20 protein-coding genes are annotated in these 17,757 nt (G+C 34.3%); 3 read left to right on the top strand and 17 right to left on the bottom strand.

The window, feature by feature from the left end; all coding sequences use genetic code 11:
* The 5 genes from rplD to FA048_RS16980 form a co-directional block, all read right to left on the bottom strand.
* Positions 1 to 630, bottom strand: a complete 630-nt coding sequence (gene rplD / locus FA048_RS17000; RefSeq protein ID WP_136843368.1) for a 50S ribosomal protein L4 — start codon at positions 628 to 630, stop codon at positions 1 to 3.
* Between the two features lie 4 nt (positions 631 to 634).
* Positions 635 to 1,252 (bottom strand): 50S ribosomal protein L3, encoded by a 618-nt coding sequence (gene rplC, locus FA048_RS16995; protein WP_136843366.1) that lies wholly within the window; start codon positions 1,250 to 1,252, stop codon positions 635 to 637.
* Positions 1,253 to 1,434: 182 nt separating this feature from the next.
* Positions 1,435 to 1,830 carry a DUF1634 domain-containing protein gene (locus tag FA048_RS16990; protein WP_136843364.1) on the bottom strand — a complete coding sequence of 132 codons (396 nt, stop codon included), beginning with the start codon at positions 1,828 to 1,830 and terminating at the stop codon, positions 1,435 to 1,437.
* The gene (locus FA048_RS16985; protein WP_136843362.1) at positions 1,827 to 2,663 is read right to left on the bottom strand and encodes a sulfite exporter TauE/SafE family protein; all 837 of its coding nucleotides are present in this window, start codon (positions 2,661 to 2,663) and stop codon (positions 1,827 to 1,829) included. Before FA048_RS16985 ends, FA048_RS16990 begins: the two co-directional genes overlap by 4 nt.
* Positions 2,664 to 2,744: 81 nt before the next feature.
* Positions 2,745 to 4,001: a prephenate dehydrogenase gene (locus FA048_RS16980; RefSeq protein ID WP_136843360.1), complete on the bottom strand. Its 1,257-nt coding sequence runs from the start codon at positions 3,999 to 4,001 to the stop codon at positions 2,745 to 2,747.
* A gap of 181 nt (positions 4,002 to 4,182) precedes the next feature.
* On the opposite strand from FA048_RS16980, the gene FA048_RS16975 reads away from it, so the two are divergent.
* Complete coding sequence (locus FA048_RS16975) at positions 4,183 to 4,875, top strand: hypothetical protein (RefSeq protein ID WP_136843358.1); 693 nt, start codon at positions 4,183 to 4,185, stop codon at positions 4,873 to 4,875.
* Between the two features lie 75 nt (positions 4,876 to 4,950).
* On the opposite strand, the gene rpsJ is transcribed toward FA048_RS16975, so the two are convergent.
* The 4 genes from rpsJ to rpsL all read right to left on the bottom strand — a co-directional run bounded on the left by rpsJ (position 4,951) and on the right by rpsL (position 8,511).
* Complete coding sequence (rpsJ, locus tag FA048_RS16970; RefSeq protein ID WP_008244591.1) at positions 4,951 to 5,256, bottom strand: 30S ribosomal protein S10; 306 nt, start codon at positions 5,254 to 5,256, stop codon at positions 4,951 to 4,953.
* A 145-nt stretch (positions 5,257 to 5,401) separates the two neighbouring features.
* A complete protein-coding gene (fusA, locus tag FA048_RS16965) occupies positions 5,402 to 7,516 on the bottom strand; it encodes an elongation factor G (RefSeq protein WP_136843356.1) in 2,115 nt (704 codons plus the stop codon).
* A gap of 97 nt (positions 7,517 to 7,613) precedes the next feature.
* The gene (gene rpsG / locus FA048_RS16960; protein WP_136843354.1) at positions 7,614 to 8,081 is read right to left on the bottom strand and encodes a 30S ribosomal protein S7; all 468 of its coding nucleotides are present in this window, start codon (positions 8,079 to 8,081) and stop codon (positions 7,614 to 7,616) included.
* A gap of 16 nt (positions 8,082 to 8,097) precedes the next feature.
* Positions 8,098 to 8,511: a 30S ribosomal protein S12 gene (gene rpsL / locus FA048_RS16955; RefSeq protein ID WP_008244597.1), complete on the bottom strand. Its 414-nt coding sequence runs from the start codon at positions 8,509 to 8,511 to the stop codon at positions 8,098 to 8,100.
* Between the two features lie 493 nt (positions 8,512 to 9,004).
* On the opposite strand from rpsL, the gene FA048_RS16950 reads away from it, so the two are divergent.
* Positions 9,005 to 9,397 (top strand): RDD family protein, encoded by a 393-nt coding sequence (locus FA048_RS16950; RefSeq protein ID WP_136843352.1) that lies wholly within the window; start codon positions 9,005 to 9,007, stop codon positions 9,395 to 9,397.
* Between the two features lie 24 nt (positions 9,398 to 9,421).
* Here the strand turns inward: FA048_RS16950 and FA048_RS16945 are convergent, their stop codons facing one another.
* Both FA048_RS16945 and FA048_RS16940 read right to left on the bottom strand, forming a co-directional pair.
* On the bottom strand, positions 9,422 to 11,020 hold the full coding sequence (locus tag FA048_RS16945; protein WP_136843350.1) for a DUF4139 domain-containing protein: 1,599 nt from the start codon (positions 11,018 to 11,020) through the stop codon (positions 9,422 to 9,424).
* Between the two features lie 129 nt (positions 11,021 to 11,149).
* Entirely contained in the window at positions 11,150 to 11,332 is a 183-nt protein-coding gene (locus tag FA048_RS16940) for a hypothetical protein (RefSeq protein WP_136843348.1), read from the bottom strand.
* A gap of 183 nt (positions 11,333 to 11,515) precedes the next feature.
* Between FA048_RS16940 and FA048_RS16935 the strand changes: the two genes are divergently transcribed.
* Positions 11,516 to 11,845: an MmcQ/YjbR family DNA-binding protein gene (locus tag FA048_RS16935; protein ID WP_136843346.1), complete on the top strand. Its 330-nt coding sequence runs from the start codon at positions 11,516 to 11,518 to the stop codon at positions 11,843 to 11,845.
* 60 nt (positions 11,846 to 11,905) lie between these two features.
* Here the strand turns inward: FA048_RS16935 and FA048_RS16930 are convergent, their stop codons facing one another.
* The 6 genes from FA048_RS16930 to FA048_RS16905 all read right to left on the bottom strand — a co-directional run bounded on the left by FA048_RS16930 (position 11,906) and on the right by FA048_RS16905 (position 17,676).
* A complete protein-coding gene (locus FA048_RS16930) occupies positions 11,906 to 12,091 on the bottom strand; it encodes a hypothetical protein (protein WP_136843344.1) in 186 nt (61 codons plus the stop codon).
* 93 nt (positions 12,092 to 12,184) lie between these two features.
* Positions 12,185 to 12,919, bottom strand: coding sequence for a ThuA domain-containing protein (locus tag FA048_RS16925; protein WP_136843342.1), 735 nt, complete (start codon positions 12,917 to 12,919; stop codon positions 12,185 to 12,187).
* A 175-nt stretch (positions 12,920 to 13,094) separates the two neighbouring features.
* The gene (locus FA048_RS16920) at positions 13,095 to 13,316 is read right to left on the bottom strand and encodes a VF530 family protein (RefSeq protein ID WP_136843340.1); all 222 of its coding nucleotides are present in this window, start codon (positions 13,314 to 13,316) and stop codon (positions 13,095 to 13,097) included.
* A 79-nt stretch (positions 13,317 to 13,395) separates the two neighbouring features.
* The gene (locus FA048_RS16915) at positions 13,396 to 14,073 is read right to left on the bottom strand and encodes a response regulator transcription factor (RefSeq protein ID WP_136843338.1); all 678 of its coding nucleotides are present in this window, start codon (positions 14,071 to 14,073) and stop codon (positions 13,396 to 13,398) included.
* A gap of 27 nt (positions 14,074 to 14,100) precedes the next feature.
* The gene (locus tag FA048_RS16910) at positions 14,101 to 15,177 is read right to left on the bottom strand and encodes a PAS domain-containing sensor histidine kinase (protein ID WP_136843337.1); all 1,077 of its coding nucleotides are present in this window, start codon (positions 15,175 to 15,177) and stop codon (positions 14,101 to 14,103) included.
* A gap of 240 nt (positions 15,178 to 15,417) precedes the next feature.
* Complete coding sequence (locus tag FA048_RS16905; protein ID WP_136843335.1) at positions 15,418 to 17,676, bottom strand: M1 family metallopeptidase; 2,259 nt, start codon at positions 17,674 to 17,676, stop codon at positions 15,418 to 15,420.
* Positions 17,677 to 17,757 lie beyond the last annotated feature (81 nt).

Genomic DNA, 17,757 nt, shown 5'->3' with positions numbered 1-17,757 from the left:
TTACTTGGCAAATGCCTCCTCCAATGTTTTAAGCGAGTTTGCAGTTAACAAAAGTTTGCCTGCGTTTAATACATCATAAGTATTTAACTGATCTGCAGTGATAACTTTAGCTTTCTGAATATTTCTGCTTGATAAATAGATATTATTATTTTGTGCAGGTAAAACTAATAAGGTTTTCTCTCCGGCTAAATTTAATGCATTAACCAAATTGATATAGTTTTTAGTTTTAATGTTATCAAAATTAAAATCTTCCAATACTACCACGTTGTTATCTTGTGCTTTATATGATAAAGCAGATTTACGTGCTAATGATTTTAATTTTTTGTTCAATTTAAAACTATAGTCTCTTGGTTGTGGACCAAAAACACGACCACCACCATTGAACAATGGAGATTTAATGCTTCCGGCACGTGCACCGCCAGTACCCTTTTGTTTGTATAATTTACGGGTAGAACCTGCAATTTCGTTACGTTGTTTAGATTTGTGAGTTCCTTGACGTTGGTTAGCCAAATACTGTTTTACATCTAAATAAATCGCGTGGTCGCTTGGTGTTACACCAAATACCGACTCAGGAAGTTGCACCTTGGCACCTGTCTCTTTTCCTGAAATGTTTATTACTTTAACTTCCATCTGCTTACTTATCTAAGATTACGTAAGAACCCTTAGCTCCTGGAATGGAACCACTAACTACAACTAGATTTTGCTCAGCATAAACTTTCAATACTTGTAAGTTTTGAACTTTTACTCTGTCTCCACCAGTTCTTCCTGCCATACGCATTCCTTTGAATACGCGAGCTGGATATGATGCAGCACCCAATGAACCTGGAGCACGCAACCTGTTATGCTGACCGTGAGTTTGACCACCCACACCACCAAAACCGTGACGTTTTACCACACCTTGAAATCCTTTACCTTTTGAAGTACCAACAACATCAACAAAATCGCCTTCGTTAAAAATCGTAACAGTTACAGTATCGCCTAAGCTAACTGAATCTTCAAACTGCTCAAATTCTACCAATTTACGTTTTGGAGTTGTGTTTGCTTTCGCAAAGTGACCTTTTAAAGGTTGGGTAGTGTTTTTTTCTTTGGCTTCATCATATCCCAGTTGAACTGAAACGTAACCATCTTTCTCTTCGGTCTTAACTTGTGTTACAACACAAGGTCCAGCTTCGATCACCGTACAAGGAATGTTTCTTCCTTCGGCGTCAAAAATGCTGGTCATTCCTACTTTTTTTCCAATAATACCTGACATTTTCTATTTTTAATTTAACACCCATCGAAGCAGTAGGGCTTCGTTCAAGGTGGATATACATCCCCGCTAAGGGACGGCAAAAATAGGAAAGAATTCTTAATTTTCAAATAGTTAGCTCAATATTTTTTCAAATAATTGCATTTATTTTTCTAATATACAGTACAATAGCTAAAAAAGGTACTTTAATGAGCTACATCCAGGTATAAGCTGGTGATAATCACACACAATACGATAATACCTATTAGTACATACATATAATCTTTTTCCATTAAGAAACTAAAAATGGAAAAAACTACGCGAGCTATCGGCGTAAATATTAATAATAAAACTCCGAATTGAATAATTGCAAGTCCATCTAGTGTTTTCAAACCTCCTAAAATTTCTGCAACGGAAGAAAACTTTGACTCTTCTGGTTTAAAATCAGAGAAAGAAACTTTCTGATTATTATGAGTTGATAAAAAAATAATTCCGCCTAATAAAACAACTGCTGTTGATACAATTACTCCAACTCGCAATAATGTACCTAGTATAACCTGCACATCTTTGTCGCCTAAATAATGTTTAATTTGCTTGCTCATATACTACCTGTTAAGCCTTTATAAATCATCTGTAGCGCTAAAAATGTTACTACAATTGCAAATATTACTTTTAGTTTATCGGTTTTTGTTCTGATTAAAATTTTAGCCCCCAGTGTTGCACCAGTAATAACCCCTAATGTTACTGGCATTGCAATGGCTGGATCTATCTGACCTTTATGCAAATAAACCAATGCACTTGCAGCTGCTGTTACACCAATCATGAAGTTACTGGTAGTAGTAGAGACCTTAAAAGGGATTTTCATGATATTATCCATGCCAATTACTTTTAATGCCCCAGAGCCTATGCCTAGCAAGCCAGATAAAGTACCTGCAACAAACATCATTGCAAAACCACCAACAACATGATGAACAGCATATTGCTTCATTCCATCTTCGGTAGGATAGCTACCATTTAGTTTAAAGTAATTAGCCAAGACACTTGTCTTTTCATTATTAGAATGGTCTATTTTTTTCTTCAACATCATAAATGCTGAGAACAATAAAATCAAACCAAAAATTACAATGATGTAATCTGCTTTTATATATGTAGCTATAATTACACCTACTATCGCACTTAAAGTTGTTGCTATTTCTAAAAACATACCAATTCGCACATTGGTTATTCCCTCTTTAACATAAGCAGCTGCTGACCCTGAGGAGGTGGCGATTACAGAAATAATAGAAGCTCCAATAGCATAATGAATATCAACACCCAAACCTAAGGTTAACAATGGAATGATAATTACCCCACCCCCCAATCCGGTTAGGGAGCCTAAAAGCCCAGCCAAGAAAGCACCAACTAATACGATAATAGTAAATAATAAAACCGTCATTAATACAAATATAAGCGACTTCTTTGTGCTTAATGAATTAAAATCTAATTAAATAAAGTCTATATACAAAGTAGTATTTTATCAATTAGCTAATTTTTTGATCATTTCTGAGCTTAACTGCAGTGCTCCTTCTACCCTATTTGTAAAAAAAGTTTTAGCAGCTTCAAAGTGTTCTTTGTAACCATTTAAATCTCCATATCCAATTATCGATGCCCACTCATGTACCGCCGTATGAAATTCTAGATCATCACATCTTATTGTTTTATCATATAATGCGGCCTGAATTGATTCCTCCAACATTTTCTCATTCTTAAAAAGATATTCGGCTATACCTAATCTAAGTCTAAATGGTGGGGTTTGACATATTAAATTATCATAGGGGTTAATTTTCATCATATACCACGAATAAACCATGCTCAAAATACTGAGGTGCGAATTTGGTTTAGTTTGATGACCTCCATTAGCTAAACTGAATTCTTCCATAACACTATCATCTAACATGATCAGCGTCGAGTTTTCCTTAAATAAGAAATCTCTCGCTTTGTAAATTCTTTCTCTAAACTCTTTCTCATTTTCAGAAATCATTAACTTAAACAATTCTGATTCTGCTTTTGCGTAAACTTTGACTTGTTTACGTGCATACGGATTTAATATTGCCAAGCCTGCATAAATATGTGCCTTATAACTAAAAATCCTTAGAGTGATTAAAATTTTCACATTATCTATTCCTTTTGAGTATGCTGCATTTTCCCATGGATAGAAACCTGCGTTTTTCCAGGCAGACCCCATACTCTCAAAGCCCATGTGTGTAATAGCTTGAGTATCGGCCATTATCTTATCATGAACTCTATAATCATCCATTTCAATAATCTGAGACTTTAGTGCTTTAAAAATTTTAAGTGCCGCCATGTATTTTTCATTGCTTGCCCTATGGCGTATTACAATTAATGTTTGACCTGCGGTTTCAAATGCTGGCCCATGCAAAGAATGGCATGATACAATTTGAACATCATGAGAAAGATATTTTTCGAAAGCCAAAATTTCAGGATGTTTAACTGATGTTTGCCCCGAAACAATGGCCGCATATTTAATGGATTTAGCATAATATGCTACAACTTCATCTATTCGTTCTGCTTCAACGCAAAAAATAATAAAATCAGATTTTCTAGTAACTTGATGCCCATCTTGCAAAACTTCTATACCAAATGGCTCTAATTCGATTTGCAAACCTTCAATCAGCTCAGCAATATCGACTCCACATACATCATACCCAGCTTGAGCAAAAGCTTTAGCATACAATTTACCCATATCGCCTAAGCCTATAATTCCAATTTGCATATTGTAAAAATAGCAGGTAGCTAAATAAATAAAATGATATGCATCATTTGAATAATTGATATTGTTACATGAATAAAACCGTTTATATTATTGTGGCAGCCTAGTACAAAAAGACTATCACATATTAAAATACACAATAATTTTTAACTATAATTGTTTAATCAATGATATCACTACTATTATGAAGCGAACATTATTTTCTATTACAACAGGTATAATTTTAAGTTTTTTGTGTTTGAACATTGCGGCACAAACGCCAAGTAAAACTCAAACACTTCCTGTAAAAGTCCAACCAGTCCCAGCAAAAAAAGTTTATTACCAGAAGAGAGCAATAGATACTGTAAAGAATACAGATTTTAGTTTAAATGGCCAATATCAATTTATGCTGTCAAGATCTAAATCTTTATATGGAGCTAAGTTGATTAACCCAGCAAGATTAAATTCGGTATGGAAGAGTGCGAATGATACCTTGCGTAAGGAGCGAATAGAATTGAAAAATGCAAAAGCTAAGGTTAGTGAGCAAGAAAAGACTATTGTTAGTTTAAAAACTGAAATTAGTGGGAAAGAAAATACATTAAATGACACAACTGCCAAAGCAGATGAAATTAGCTTTTTAGGGGTTTCATTTACTAAAGGAACTTATAATATTATAGTTTGGTCTATCATTATCATATTGGCTATTGCGTTATTTATTGTGATTGCTAGATCTGCAAAAAATATTATTGAGGCAAAACACAGGACACAGCTTTATGATGAAATTTCTGCAGAATACCAAGCTTATAAAGCTAAATCCAACGAGCAACAACGTAAACTAGCTAGAGAGCTTCAAGATGAGCGTAATATTATTGAGGAGATGAGAAGTCGCGGAAAGTAGCATAGTAGTTTAAATTTAATATAAAAAAAAGCCCTAAGAAGAAATTCTTAGGGCTTTTTAAGATCTATAAAATCATTAAACTTTGATTTCTACTTCAACACCGCTAGGTAATTCAAGTTTCATCAATGCATCAACAGTTTTAGAGTTAGAGCTATAAATATCTAAAAGACGTTTATAGGCACACAATTGAAACTGCTCACGTGCTTTTTTGTTTACGTGTGGTGAACGCAAAACAGTGAAGATTTTCTTTTCTGTTGGCAACGGAATTGGTCCGCTAACTACTGCACCCGTAGGCTTTACAGTTTTAACGATTTTCTCAGCAGATTTATCTACCAAGTTGTAATCGTAAGATTTTAATTTAATTCTGATTCTTTGGCTCATATTCTATTTTAATTATGATCACCTGTTAGAGCTATTAATAACAAGTAATCGGATTTATCTTTAAATGATTTCACCGATATTTAGATGATTACACCGATATCAATTATCAATCGGTGCAATCTCTTTTAATCCGTGTAATCAATTTCTAGTCTTCCGACTTAACTTTACCTTTTGATTTAGCAATTACCTCATCTTGTACGTTTTTAGGCGCAGCTTCGTAATGATCAAATTCCATTGTAGAAGTTGCACGACCAGAAGTAATTGTACGTAACTGAGTTACATAACCAAACATTTCTGATAAAGGCACAGTTGCTTTAATTACTTGAGAACCTGCACGAGTATCCATACCTAAAAGTTGACCACGACGACGGTTCATGTCACCGATTACATCACCCATGTTTTCTTCAGGGGTTAAGATTTCGATTTTCATGATTGGCTCCATCAATGTTGGCTTACATTTAGGTAATGCTTCACGGTATGCCATTCTAGCTGCAAGTTCAAATGATAAAGCATCTGAATCGACCGCGTGGAATGAACCATCAATTAAACGAACTTTCATATCAGGTAGTGGATAACCAGCTAATACACCATTCGCCATTGCTGCTGCAAAACCTTTTTCTACTGAAGGAATAAACTCACGTGGAATTGAACCACCTGTAATTTCGTTTACGAATTGTAAACCACCTTTTTCGAAATCAGCATCAATTGGAGAAATCACAACTTGGATATCCGCGAATTTACCACGACCACCCGATTGTTTTTTATAAGTTTCACGGTGTTGAGTTGTACCAAAAATTGCTTCTTTGTAAGCTACTTGTGGTGCACCTTGATTAACCTCTACTTTAAATTCGCGTCTTAAACGGTCAATTAAAATATCTAAGTGAAGCTCACCCATTCCTGAGATTACTGTTTGACCAGTTTCTTCGTCAGTTTGAACTCTAAATGTAGGATCTTCTTCAGCTAATTTACCTAAAGCCATACCTAACTTATCAACGTCTGCTTGAGTTTTAGGCTCAATTGCTAAACCAATAACTGGCTCAGGGAAGTTCATTGATTCAAGTATGATTGGGTTTTTCTCTTCACAAAGTGTATCTCCAGTTTTGATATCTTTAAAGCCTACAACCGCAGCAATATCACCAGCACCTACATTAGGTATTGGGTTTTGCTTGTTTGCATGCATTTGGAAGATACGAGAAATACGTTCTTTGTTTTCAGAACGAGCATTATAAACGTATGAACCAGCTTCTAAGTTACCTGAATAAACACGGATAAAACATAAACGACCTACGAAAGGATCTGTAGCAATTTTAAATGCTAAAGCTGCAAATGGTTCTTTTTCTGATGGTTTACGTAAAACTTCTAAACCTGTATCTGGGTTTGTTCCAATTACACCTTCGCTATCCATAGGTGAAGGCAATAATTCCATCACATAATCAAGCATAGTTTGCACACCTTTGTTTTTGAAAGATGAACCGCAAACCATTGGTACAATTTTAGCATCTAATACAGCTGCACGTAATGCATCTAAAATTTCACGCTCAGTGATAGAGTTTGGATCTTCGAAGAATTTCTCCATCAAAGTCTCATCATAATCTGCAACAGATTCTAATAATTTTTCTCTCCATTCAGCTACCTCATCTATCATATCTTCTGGGATAGGCACTTCAGTAAAGGTCATACCTTTATCATGCTCATTCCAAACGATACCACGGTTGTTAATTAAATCAACCACACCTTTAAATGAATCTTCAGCACCAATAGGTAATTGCAATGGAACTGCATTGCTACCTAACATATCTTTAACTTGTTTAACAACTTTTAAGAAGTCAGCTCCAGAACGGTCCATTTTATTAACGAAACCAATACGAGCCACACTATAGTTGTTAGCTAAACGCCAGTTAGTTTCAGATTGAGGCTCAACACCATCAACCGCAGAAAATAAAAACACCAAACCATCTAATACACGTAACGAACGGTTTACCTCTACAGTAAAATCTACGTGTCCAGGTGTATCGATAATGTTGATATGATAATTTTGGTTTCTGTATTTCCAACCAACAGTTGTAGCAGCAGAAGTAATGGTAATACCACGTTCTTGCTCTTGTGCCATCCAGTCCATTGTTGCAGCACCTTCATGCACCTCACCAATTTTGTGACTAACACCAGCATAATAAAGAATACGCTCAGTTGTTGTAGTTTTACCCGCATCAATGTGAGCAGCAATTCCAATATTTCTTGTAAATCTTAAATCTCTTGACATCTTTTTTAATTTATGATAGCACAGATTTTAAATGATTACACCGATTATTTTATAACGAACAATCGGTGTAATTTTCTATGTCTGCGTAATCTGCTTATTAGAATCTGAAATGTGAGAAGGCTTTATTAGCCTCAGCCATTTTATGCGTATCTTCTTTCTTTTTAACTGCTGCACCTTCACCTTTAGCTGCTGAAACAATTTCACCTGCTAATTTCTCTTTCATGGTTTTTTCGCCACGTTTACGAGCGTAAGAAATTAACCATTTCATACCTAATGCAACTTTACGATCTGGTCTTACTTCTGTAGGTACTTGGAAGTTTGCACCACCTACTCTACGAGATTTAACCTCTACGGCAGGCATAATATTAGTTAAAGCACGTTTAAATACGTCTAATCCACTTTCACCAGCTTTTTGTTCTGCAATTTCTACTGCATCATAAAAAATAGAATAAGCGATAGATTTTTTTCCATCGTACATCATATTATTTACAAATCTTGTAACCTGAACATCGTTAAATTTAGGATCAGGAAGAATAATTCTCTTTTTTGGTTTTGATTTTCTCATGTCTGTTTCCTCCTAATTATTTTTTCTTTCCTTTAGTTGGTGCTGCAGCTACTTGTCCTGGTTTAGGACGCTTAGTACCATATTTACTACGACGTTGGTTACGACCAGCTACACCTGATGTATCTAATGCACCACGAATGATGTGGTAACGTACACCTGGTAAATCTTTAACACGACCACCACGAATTAACACGATCGAGTGCTCCTGTAAATTGTGACCTTCTCCAGGAATATAGGCATTCACCTCTTTTCCATTGGTTAAACGTACACGGGCAACTTTACGCATTGCTGAGTTTGGTTTTTTAGGGGTAGTAGTATATACACGTGTACATACACCTCTTCGCTGTGGACAACTGTCCAACGCCGGAGACTTACTCTTGAACTCCAGTGCTACTCTACCTTTTCTAACTAATTGTTGAATGGTTGGCATTTCTTGCTTTTTGTTTTTTCTATTTTATTTAAAAACTACCTTAATGGCCAGCCTACAACGAGGCCACATTAAAGGGACTGCAAAAGTAGGAACTTAATTTGTGATAATCAAGGGTTTGTGATAGATTTTTTTCTAAGCTAAAAGACTAAAGGATAAAGACTAAAGCAAATTATTCAATTTCTTACACTGGCAAACAATTAAAGCAGTTTAGCTAATATAAAAAGTCACATTATATTTAGGTTACCGCTAAGTTAAAAATGATATTGTATTTAAGAAAACCAGTGTTAGTGGTTAATGGCTAAACCAGTCCCGCTAATGTTACAAGCTCGTGAAGAACTCACTTTACACGAATATCGGGTTTATAGATGAAAGTTAGTCCCAAGTCAGATTTAAAACCTTTGCTAACCAAAGTTTTAAAAAAATAAAATATGGAAACCATAAATAATATGAATAAAATAAAGCATAATATTATCTTAGAAAAAATTAACACTCAATGGAAGAAAAATATCCATCTCTTGTAACAAGATTACAATCTACATTAATTGATACGATTTTGATTATCGTTTTAATGCTCATCTTTTCAAATGTCTTAGATCGCTTTCCAAATGTACCAGATTGGCTAAGAATTATTCTATTCGCCCTTGTATTTATTATTTATGAACCAGTATGTACATGCTTAGGGTCTACCTTGGGCAATTATGTTAAAGGAATAAGAGTAAGGAGAAATGAGGACACAAGCAAAAGGATAAGTATTTTCCAAGCCATTATAAGATATCCAATTAAATTTGCACTAGGCTGGATAAGCTTTTTAACCATTCATACTAATCTACAAAAGCGTGCAATTCATGACTTGGCAGCTGGAAGTGTAATGATTGAACTTACATAAGTCAAACCTTATTCCTATTATTTTTTACAGATTCTCTATACGCTGATTTTTGGGATATTTTACCGAATAACTAATCCTAACTTTTTCGGTTATGCCAGGCTTAAGCGTCAGTTTCCAAGTTAATACACCAGTTTCTGTATTTATAATTGCACCATCTGCACTAATCAATTCTACTTCAATCGCTTTATCTGTTGATACAGGATATTGATCTTTAAGCAATAGGTTCACTGCTTCATTTTTACCATTCCTTAACCTAATCTCATAAGTAAAAGTCTGTTTTTTAGTTGAGCCCAACAATTTTGTCCCACTTTGCTCTGCAACTTTTTCACGTTTAATTACGATTTTCTTATCCCTGCCCATACTTAAGTTTAGCGTATCTGTAGTGGCATTTGGATTAACAACAGATTTACCTACATAAGTATTCTCAAAAATGATATTTGCATCACCTGGCAATAGATTAAGTTTCTCATAATTGGTGATCTCCGCTAGTAAAAAAGCATCATTTTCTAATTTAGGCACACTGTAATATTTATAATTTACTGGCTGATTATAAGTGTTTAATGTTACACTATGTGCTTTACTGTTAGATAGAATATCATAAGGAATATCTAAATCAAAGGATGTGTTCAATGCATTATTATTAGGAGTTGCCAAATTCCTATCTGGATCTGAAACAACATCCATTGCCGCAGTTTTCATTGGAGCTCTACTTTCCATTGTTTGAACAGTATTTTGCATACTTTGGGTTCTATAGCTATTTGGCGAGCCAAATCTTAAAAACCATGCAGACAATAATGGCGCTGTTCCACTTTGTGATGGACTACCAGTTGATAGACTTAATTTAACTTTTTTCCAGTCGATACCTGTATACTGAACCACATTAGCTTTATACACAATTTTTAATGGTGTGGATGTATTTTCTGCTCTCAAATCATAAAATGGGATCCATGATGCACTTGGAGAAAGATAGCTTAAATTAAAAACTGCAGTAGTAGCTTCTTTGGTTATGATTTGCAATAACAACTGCCCTCTAGTACCAGATTTGTCTGCACTAAGCTCATTAAGCTGCTGTTGTAATTTGTTTATTTTGGTTTGTTGTTTAGCTTCCAATACCTGATAACCATAAATACTATTGCGCAACTCAAGCTGTTTTGCTTTATAGTAATCGGCCATTTTGATTAGCTCAGCAACACTTAAACCACTATTAACACCACCTACAGTTTGATTTTTATCCAGTAAAATAAGTAGATTTTCATCAACAGATTTTTTATTTTGAATTGTATTTAATTCCTTCCTTGCCGTATTTAAACTATCCTCTACTTTAATATAAGCTGCGCTTTTGTTTTCGCTTTTTAAGTAGTCTTTAACAAACGTAGTAGAAAGTATAGTTACATTGACTGGTGCGCTTAATTGAATACTATTCTGATCTACAGCGTTTGCAATGTTTCCTATTATAATGTCACTTGAACCAGCAGGCAAATTTACTTTAATGCTATGGTTTAACTCGGCACTAGTTCTATAAACAGTTACCGCCTCTAAAGAAGCATTATACAATGTTGGGCTTTGTGCATTTACCGAAATAACAAAAAGTACCGAGAGCAGAAATAAAATAGATGTTTTCATAAGTTACAATTAAATGGAAGTTACCTAAGCTAAGCTATCATCTATTTTTAACAATTGCACTACCTAGAAATAGGTAATTTGTGATTAACTGCAGAGGTATGGTATTTTTAAGATTTCATGCTGTATAAATTATCTTTTTGTTTTAATTACTCTTCCTGTATTTAAATAGAATTCATAAATTTTATACAGACCATCATCTGTAGTTTCTATACTCTCTACTAAGCTGGTTTTACTAAATCCATCTGTTACTAAGTCTCCAATTTTAATATCTTGCAGTATTTCAACTGGGGTTTCCTCATTTATTCTTATCATAGCAATGTTAATTGGCATGTAAAGATGAATAATAAATTCTGCTATTGGCAAATGATATTGATTTGCGTTAAGGGCTGATAAGATTTCGTACCGGATTTCATCGTTATCGGAGCAATGTGTAGCCTGCAAAAAATCAACTCTTGCGAAGCTTGAGAAACAGCCAAAATTTGTTTAGCTTTAAATATGATAACCCTTGATAAATTTAAAGAAATTGCACTATCATTTCCTGAAACGAATGAACAGCCTCACTTTGAAAAACCATCATTTAGGTTAGGAAAAAGTATTTTCGCTACTTATGACTCAAAAAATAATCTGGCTTGCTTAAAGTTAAGTGAAATAGATCAATCTGTTTTTTCGGCCTTTAATAAGGAGATTATTTACCCTGTACCTAATAAATGGGGTAAACAGGGATGGACATTATTTGATTTAGCAGCGGTGCGAGAAGATTTATTTACAGATGCTTTGACAACCGCTTATTATCATCTTACCCTGAAAAATAAAAGAAAAACATAACTACAAAAACGCTCTAGCAAAATTATGCTAGAGCGTTTTTATAAACAAAGCTTATGCTTGTTATTTTTCACCTTTTTTAGTCGCTTTTTTTGCTACTTTTTTAGCCGTTATATCTGCTTTCTTCTCAACTTTAGCTGCTTTCTTTTCAACTTTAGTTGCTGGTTTAGCTGGTGCAGTCTGTGCATTAACAGTATTTACAGTAAATGCTGCTACTAGGGCGATCATTAAAACTTTAATTGCTTTCATTTTTTTAAGATTTTAGATTGTTGTAATTATTTAACAATGCTAATCTCAACATACAAAATGAAGATTTAATGAAGTGTAACAAGGCAAACCTGGCTATTTCATAACCCACTTCATACCTGCCAACAGGTGTTTTAAAAATAATGGATCTGTATAACATTCCTTGGTATGGCCCAAAGCAGTATAGAATACCTTTCCACCATCAAATTCGTGATACCAACTAATAGGATGATTGTTGTTCATATTACCTCCTTTATAAGAGTTTTCATCGATCTTGATTAAAACATTTACAGATTGGTTAAAATTTTTAAAGTTGTACCACTCATCTTTATGTAGCCAAGGGTTTGGTAATCCTCTTACGATTTTGTTTTTTGGAGCAATGATGTTCAATTTTGCTTCTTGTATTTTGGGGTGGCTAGCAAAAAAACCACCTACCATTTTGCCATACCATTCCCACTCATAATTACAATCTGTTGCGGCATGGATACCAACAAAGCCACCACCATTATTTATATATTGTTTTAATGCCTCTTTTTGTTCATTATTGAAAATATTTGATCCTGTTGGGCTTAAGAAAACGAGTGTTTTATACTTCTTTAAATTTTCTGATGTAAATAAATTCACATCTGTTGTTGTATCAACATTAAAGTTATTTGCTAAACCAAGTTTCTTTATTGCAGCAATACCATCGGGTATAGAAGCATGATGAAATCCCTGTGTTAGTGAGAAAATTAAGATTGATTGTTTTTTAGATTTTTCAGACTTAACGATAAACCCAAAAGATAAAATCGCAGCTAAAAATAGGATAAGATAAGTCGTAACTCGTTTCATTCATTCATATTTGAATGACTAATTTACAAAATGTATTGTATGTTTAATAGCTTTAATGAATTTAAATAAATAATTATTGTTAGTATTAGCTATTAAAGTTATCATTGGTTGATAACAACCTAAAAAGAAGTTTTAGCTGTGGCAGAAAATTTGTTATGATATTTACTATCAATGTTTAATGAAATGTATTTAAATATAACTTTTCTACTTTTTTTCGAGCCCAATCTGTTTTACGCAGAAATTTAAGGCTTGATTTTAATGAAGGATCATTTTTAAAACAAGCAATCTTAACCAAATTTCCAAGCTCTTCCCAACCGTAATGAAAAAACAATTGCTTTACGATAAACTCAAGCGATAGACCGTGTAAAGGATTATTTTTTTGTTCTTGCAATGCCATTCACAAAAGTAAAAGATTAAACTAATAAAGAAAAGCGACTTGTAACCTTATCTGCCGCAGCATTGCAGTATCTTATGAACTAATAATTATGCCTTTCACTATAATTAAAACCGATATAGCCATTTAATATTGCGTATTTAATGAGTGCAGCAGAGTTTTTTACACCAGTTCTATCTAAAATAGATTGTCTGATTCCTTCTACCGTCCTGCGACTTAAAAATAAATGATCTGCTATTTCCTGATTGGTACGCCCGTCCGCTATCAATTCTAACACACTAAAATCACGATCTGAAAAAGAGATTTTGGCTGCATTTGGTACATTTTTATCGCTCAACTGTTTGTGGAAACGTTCTAAAATAGATATGGCAAGTTCAGATGAAAAATAACGTTTTCCATTTACTACGGTATTGATAGCAAATAAAACCTCATCGATTTCTACATTTTTAGATAAATAGGCATTGGCCCCAGCTAAAAATGCCGCAGAAGAATGTTTTTCATCTTCTAACATCGACAACAGTATTACGGGCACCTCATTTCCATTTCCCCTTAATGTAGCAATCATTTTAATACCATCCATTTCAGGCATTAAAATATCAGAAATGATCAGGTCTACTTTTGGTTTACTTTCTAAAAGTGCAAATAGTTCGGTTGCATTCCTAACCTCGGCGATCACTTCAATATGTTCATGCTTCTCTAATAATGCAGTAAGTGATGAAAGCATTAACCTATGGTCTTCTACTAAAATGATCTTAATCATGTTTTTTTATATATTATTTATTTCTTCTTATTTAGGCAGCTCAATGTGAAAAACAGAACCTTTCCCCTCTTCACTTTCAAACCAAATCACACCTTCGTGCAGTTCAACAATTGTTTTAATGATGCGCATACCTAATCCTCCAGAGTTTTCACCACTAAGTCCCAATTTCAATCCCTTTGTTCCGCTATGAAATAAAGTTGCATGTGCTTCCTTGGGAATTCCAATGCCATTATCAGCTACACTAACAACAACTGATTTTTCTTTATTTTTTACACTTAATTCAATGATACCTCCATAAATGGTAAACTTAATTGCATTCGAAATAAGGTTATTAACTACTTGCATAAACTTCATTGTATCTAATGGAAGGTATATTTTTTCATCAGAACTGCTAAAACGAAACTCTTTTAAATCACGTAGATGAGATCTCCTGTAAAACCGCAAAACATCTTGCAACTCCCAAACTATATCGGTACGTTCTTTCTTCAATTCTACAACACTTGATTTAACAAATTCTCTATTGATCATGCTACGTACCAATTTAATGTTACGTTCACACATTTCTTTAATGAAAATTAAGGAATCAGTCATTCTAGAATTGCCAGTTTTGGCTACCTCTCCTTCCATAGCACTTGCAGTAAGGCGCATCATGCCAAGTGGTTCTTTCAAATCATGAGACAATACTTCTAAAGTGATATTTTTATGCGCATTGATCTGCTCGATATAAATTTTGTTATGTTTATCAACTGTGGTGTCTTCTACAATTCCGCATAGTATAGTATCTACCTGATCTACAAAAGGAAAGATGGAGAAACGAACATATTTCTCTTTTTGATTTAGCAACAGTCTAATTTCATATTTCTTAGCTGTCATGTCTGCTATGCATTCTTGGTAGCAAGAATACGCATGCGATTGATCTTCAGCATGAACAGCATCTACTAAAATTTTTGGATATTTTTCTATCTCTGCTGTTGTAGCATTCCAGATTTGAGTTAAGCCTTTATTAAAATAAATTAAGTTTTGTTTTATGGTACTATAAATAAAAAAGCCATCTTTTGATATTTCACCCATTTGACAAAACAACTGTGTGTTGAGTTCGTTCATAATTTCAATGGGCACTGTAAGAATATAGTTATCCCATTGTTATAACAGTAATTGTTTAGTTTAGTTTTAATTATACACCTTTTAAGAATGTAAAGCTGTATTGCTTTTCATACTATAGCTTATTCAATTCGAAGTCTTTAAATAACATTGTATGAAAACCGACATATTAAATCAATATCTTGGTCAAAAAAAAAGCCCTGCAAATATTTGCAGGGCTTTTTTTATTAAAATAAGTTAGTGCTATTTCTCTTTCGTAAATACGAACGTTTGCTCCCCTTGTTTAAATGTCATTTCATTTTTAGCAGGGTTAAAGTCAAATGCCAATCCTGCCTCTTCGTATGTGAATTTGTTTCCACTTACATAAGTTAAAGTGATAGGTTGTTGACCACTAGCAGTAGCTACTAAGTTGCCACTTTCTTTTGTAATTATAATTTTAATTGGTACTGCTGCTACAGTATAGGTGCCAACAAATGGGTCTAAATTAATAGCTGGCACCGTAGTAGTCTCCTGATTTCCACCTGCAGTCCATTTATTATTGTCCGCATTTCCGTCTGGCAATACTTTATCAGGGTCTAAAGTAACTTCGGTAATTTCTTCTGTTGTTGGATAACGTACCAACCAAGTTGTATTCTTCATCCAAACATCTACAGGAACTTTTACCATATCTGTTTTACCGCTTTTAGTTTTAACCTGTAAAATAATTGGCATAGGCATTTTCTCCATGTTTTTAACTTGAATTGTATAGCCAGTTAATACGCCGTCTTTTTTAACTTCTTTCACCTCACCAACAGCTTGATCATTTTTCCAGCTGTTTAGGAACCAACTTCTCCAAAACCAAGCTAAATCTTCTCCTGCAGCATTTTCCATTGAACGGAAAAAGTCAAAAGGAGTTGGATGTTTAAATGCCCAGTTTTTGATATATTGTCTAAAAGCGTAATCGAAACGATCTGCTCCTAAAACTTGGTTTCTTAAAATATCTAATCCCCACCCTGGTTTGCTATATAAGTTTACCCCAATATTTGCTTCGGTCATTCCATCAGGCATTTGCATAATGTTTTCATAACGAGGATTACCAATTACAGCTTTTCCAATAGCATTCATATTTGTTGGGCGTTGTTTGTATTCGCCTTTGTTAAATTCTGCTGAAGACAAACCATTAATGAAAGTATTAAATCCTTCATCCATCCATCCGTATTTACGCTCATTTGAGCCAACAATCATTGGGAACCAAGTATGACCAAATTCGTGGTCAATTACACCCCAAGCACTGCCTTTTTTAGCAGTCCAACCACAAAATACGATACCTGGATATTCCATACCACCAATATTGGTAGCTACATTAACAGCCATTGGATATGGGTACTCAAACCATGTTTTTGAATAATGTTCTATAGAAGCTTTCACATACTCTACGCCACGTCCGTAAGAATCCATACCGTTACTTTCTACTGGATGAGCAGAAACTGCCAATGATTTTTTCCCGCTAGGTAAATTGATACGAGCTGCATCTAATACAAATGACTTTGAAGATGCCCAAGCTGCATCACGGGCATTTATAATTTTAAATTTCCAAGTTAATTTATTTCCAGCAGGACGAGATTTTGGATCTAAAACTTCAGCTTCTGAACGGATATGAACAGTGGCATCACTTAATTTCGCTGCATTCCATCTTTTTAATTGTTCTGCAGTAAATACTTCCTGTGGGTTTAATAACTCGCCTGAACCCATTACAATGTGATTGGCAGGTGCTGTAACTGAATAATTGATGTCTCCAAATTCACAATAGAATTCACCTCCACCCCAGTAAGGTAAAGTGTTCCATCCAATTACATCATCATATACGCACATCCGTGGAAACCACTGTGCAATAGCGAAAATCTCTCCATTTTTAGTAGTTAAATGACCCGTTCTATCAGAACCTTCTTTAGGTACGATATAAGAATAATCCATTTTAATGGTCACAACATCACCACCTGCAGCCAAAGGTTGAGCTAAGCGAATTTGCATACGCGTATCTTCAACTAATGAAGTAAACTTTACACCACCAGCTTTTTGCGATACATTGATATTCGATATTTTATAACCCGCATCAAATTTTTCTCCTTGTGCACCATAACGACTGCGGTTAGGAGTTATCATATATCCGCGGGATGTTTCTTTAAAAGTGTTTTGATCTAATTGTAACCATAAGAATGGTAATCTATCTGGACTATTGTTTTTATAGGTAATGGTAATAGATCCGCTCACCATGTTTTTGGCTTCATCTAAGTTCGCGGTAATGTTATAATCTACTCTATTTTGCCAATATTTAGCACCTGGGGCACCATTTGCTGAGCGATATTCGTTTCCGTTTTGAGTGTAAAACAATGGGCCAAAAGCATCTTCTGGAACATAGTTTGTGGTTGGAGCTGCTGGGGGAGTTGTTTGTGCAAAGCTGGTAGAGCCAAACAAACAAATTACCGCAACACATAATAATGGTTTGGTTATAAATTTAAGCATGTTAAAGGTTTTTTATAAAATATAAAGGTAAATGCTAATTGAATAATTTCAAATATACAAGCAATAATGTTACTAGATTAA

The organism is Pedobacter polaris (assembly GCF_005116505.1).
GTDB classification, from domain to species: Bacteria; Bacteroidota; Bacteroidia; order Sphingobacteriales; family Sphingobacteriaceae; genus Pedobacter; species Pedobacter polaris.
The sequence above is the reverse complement of the archived record's forward strand: the minus strand, read 5'-3'. Positions and strand labels throughout refer to the sequence as shown.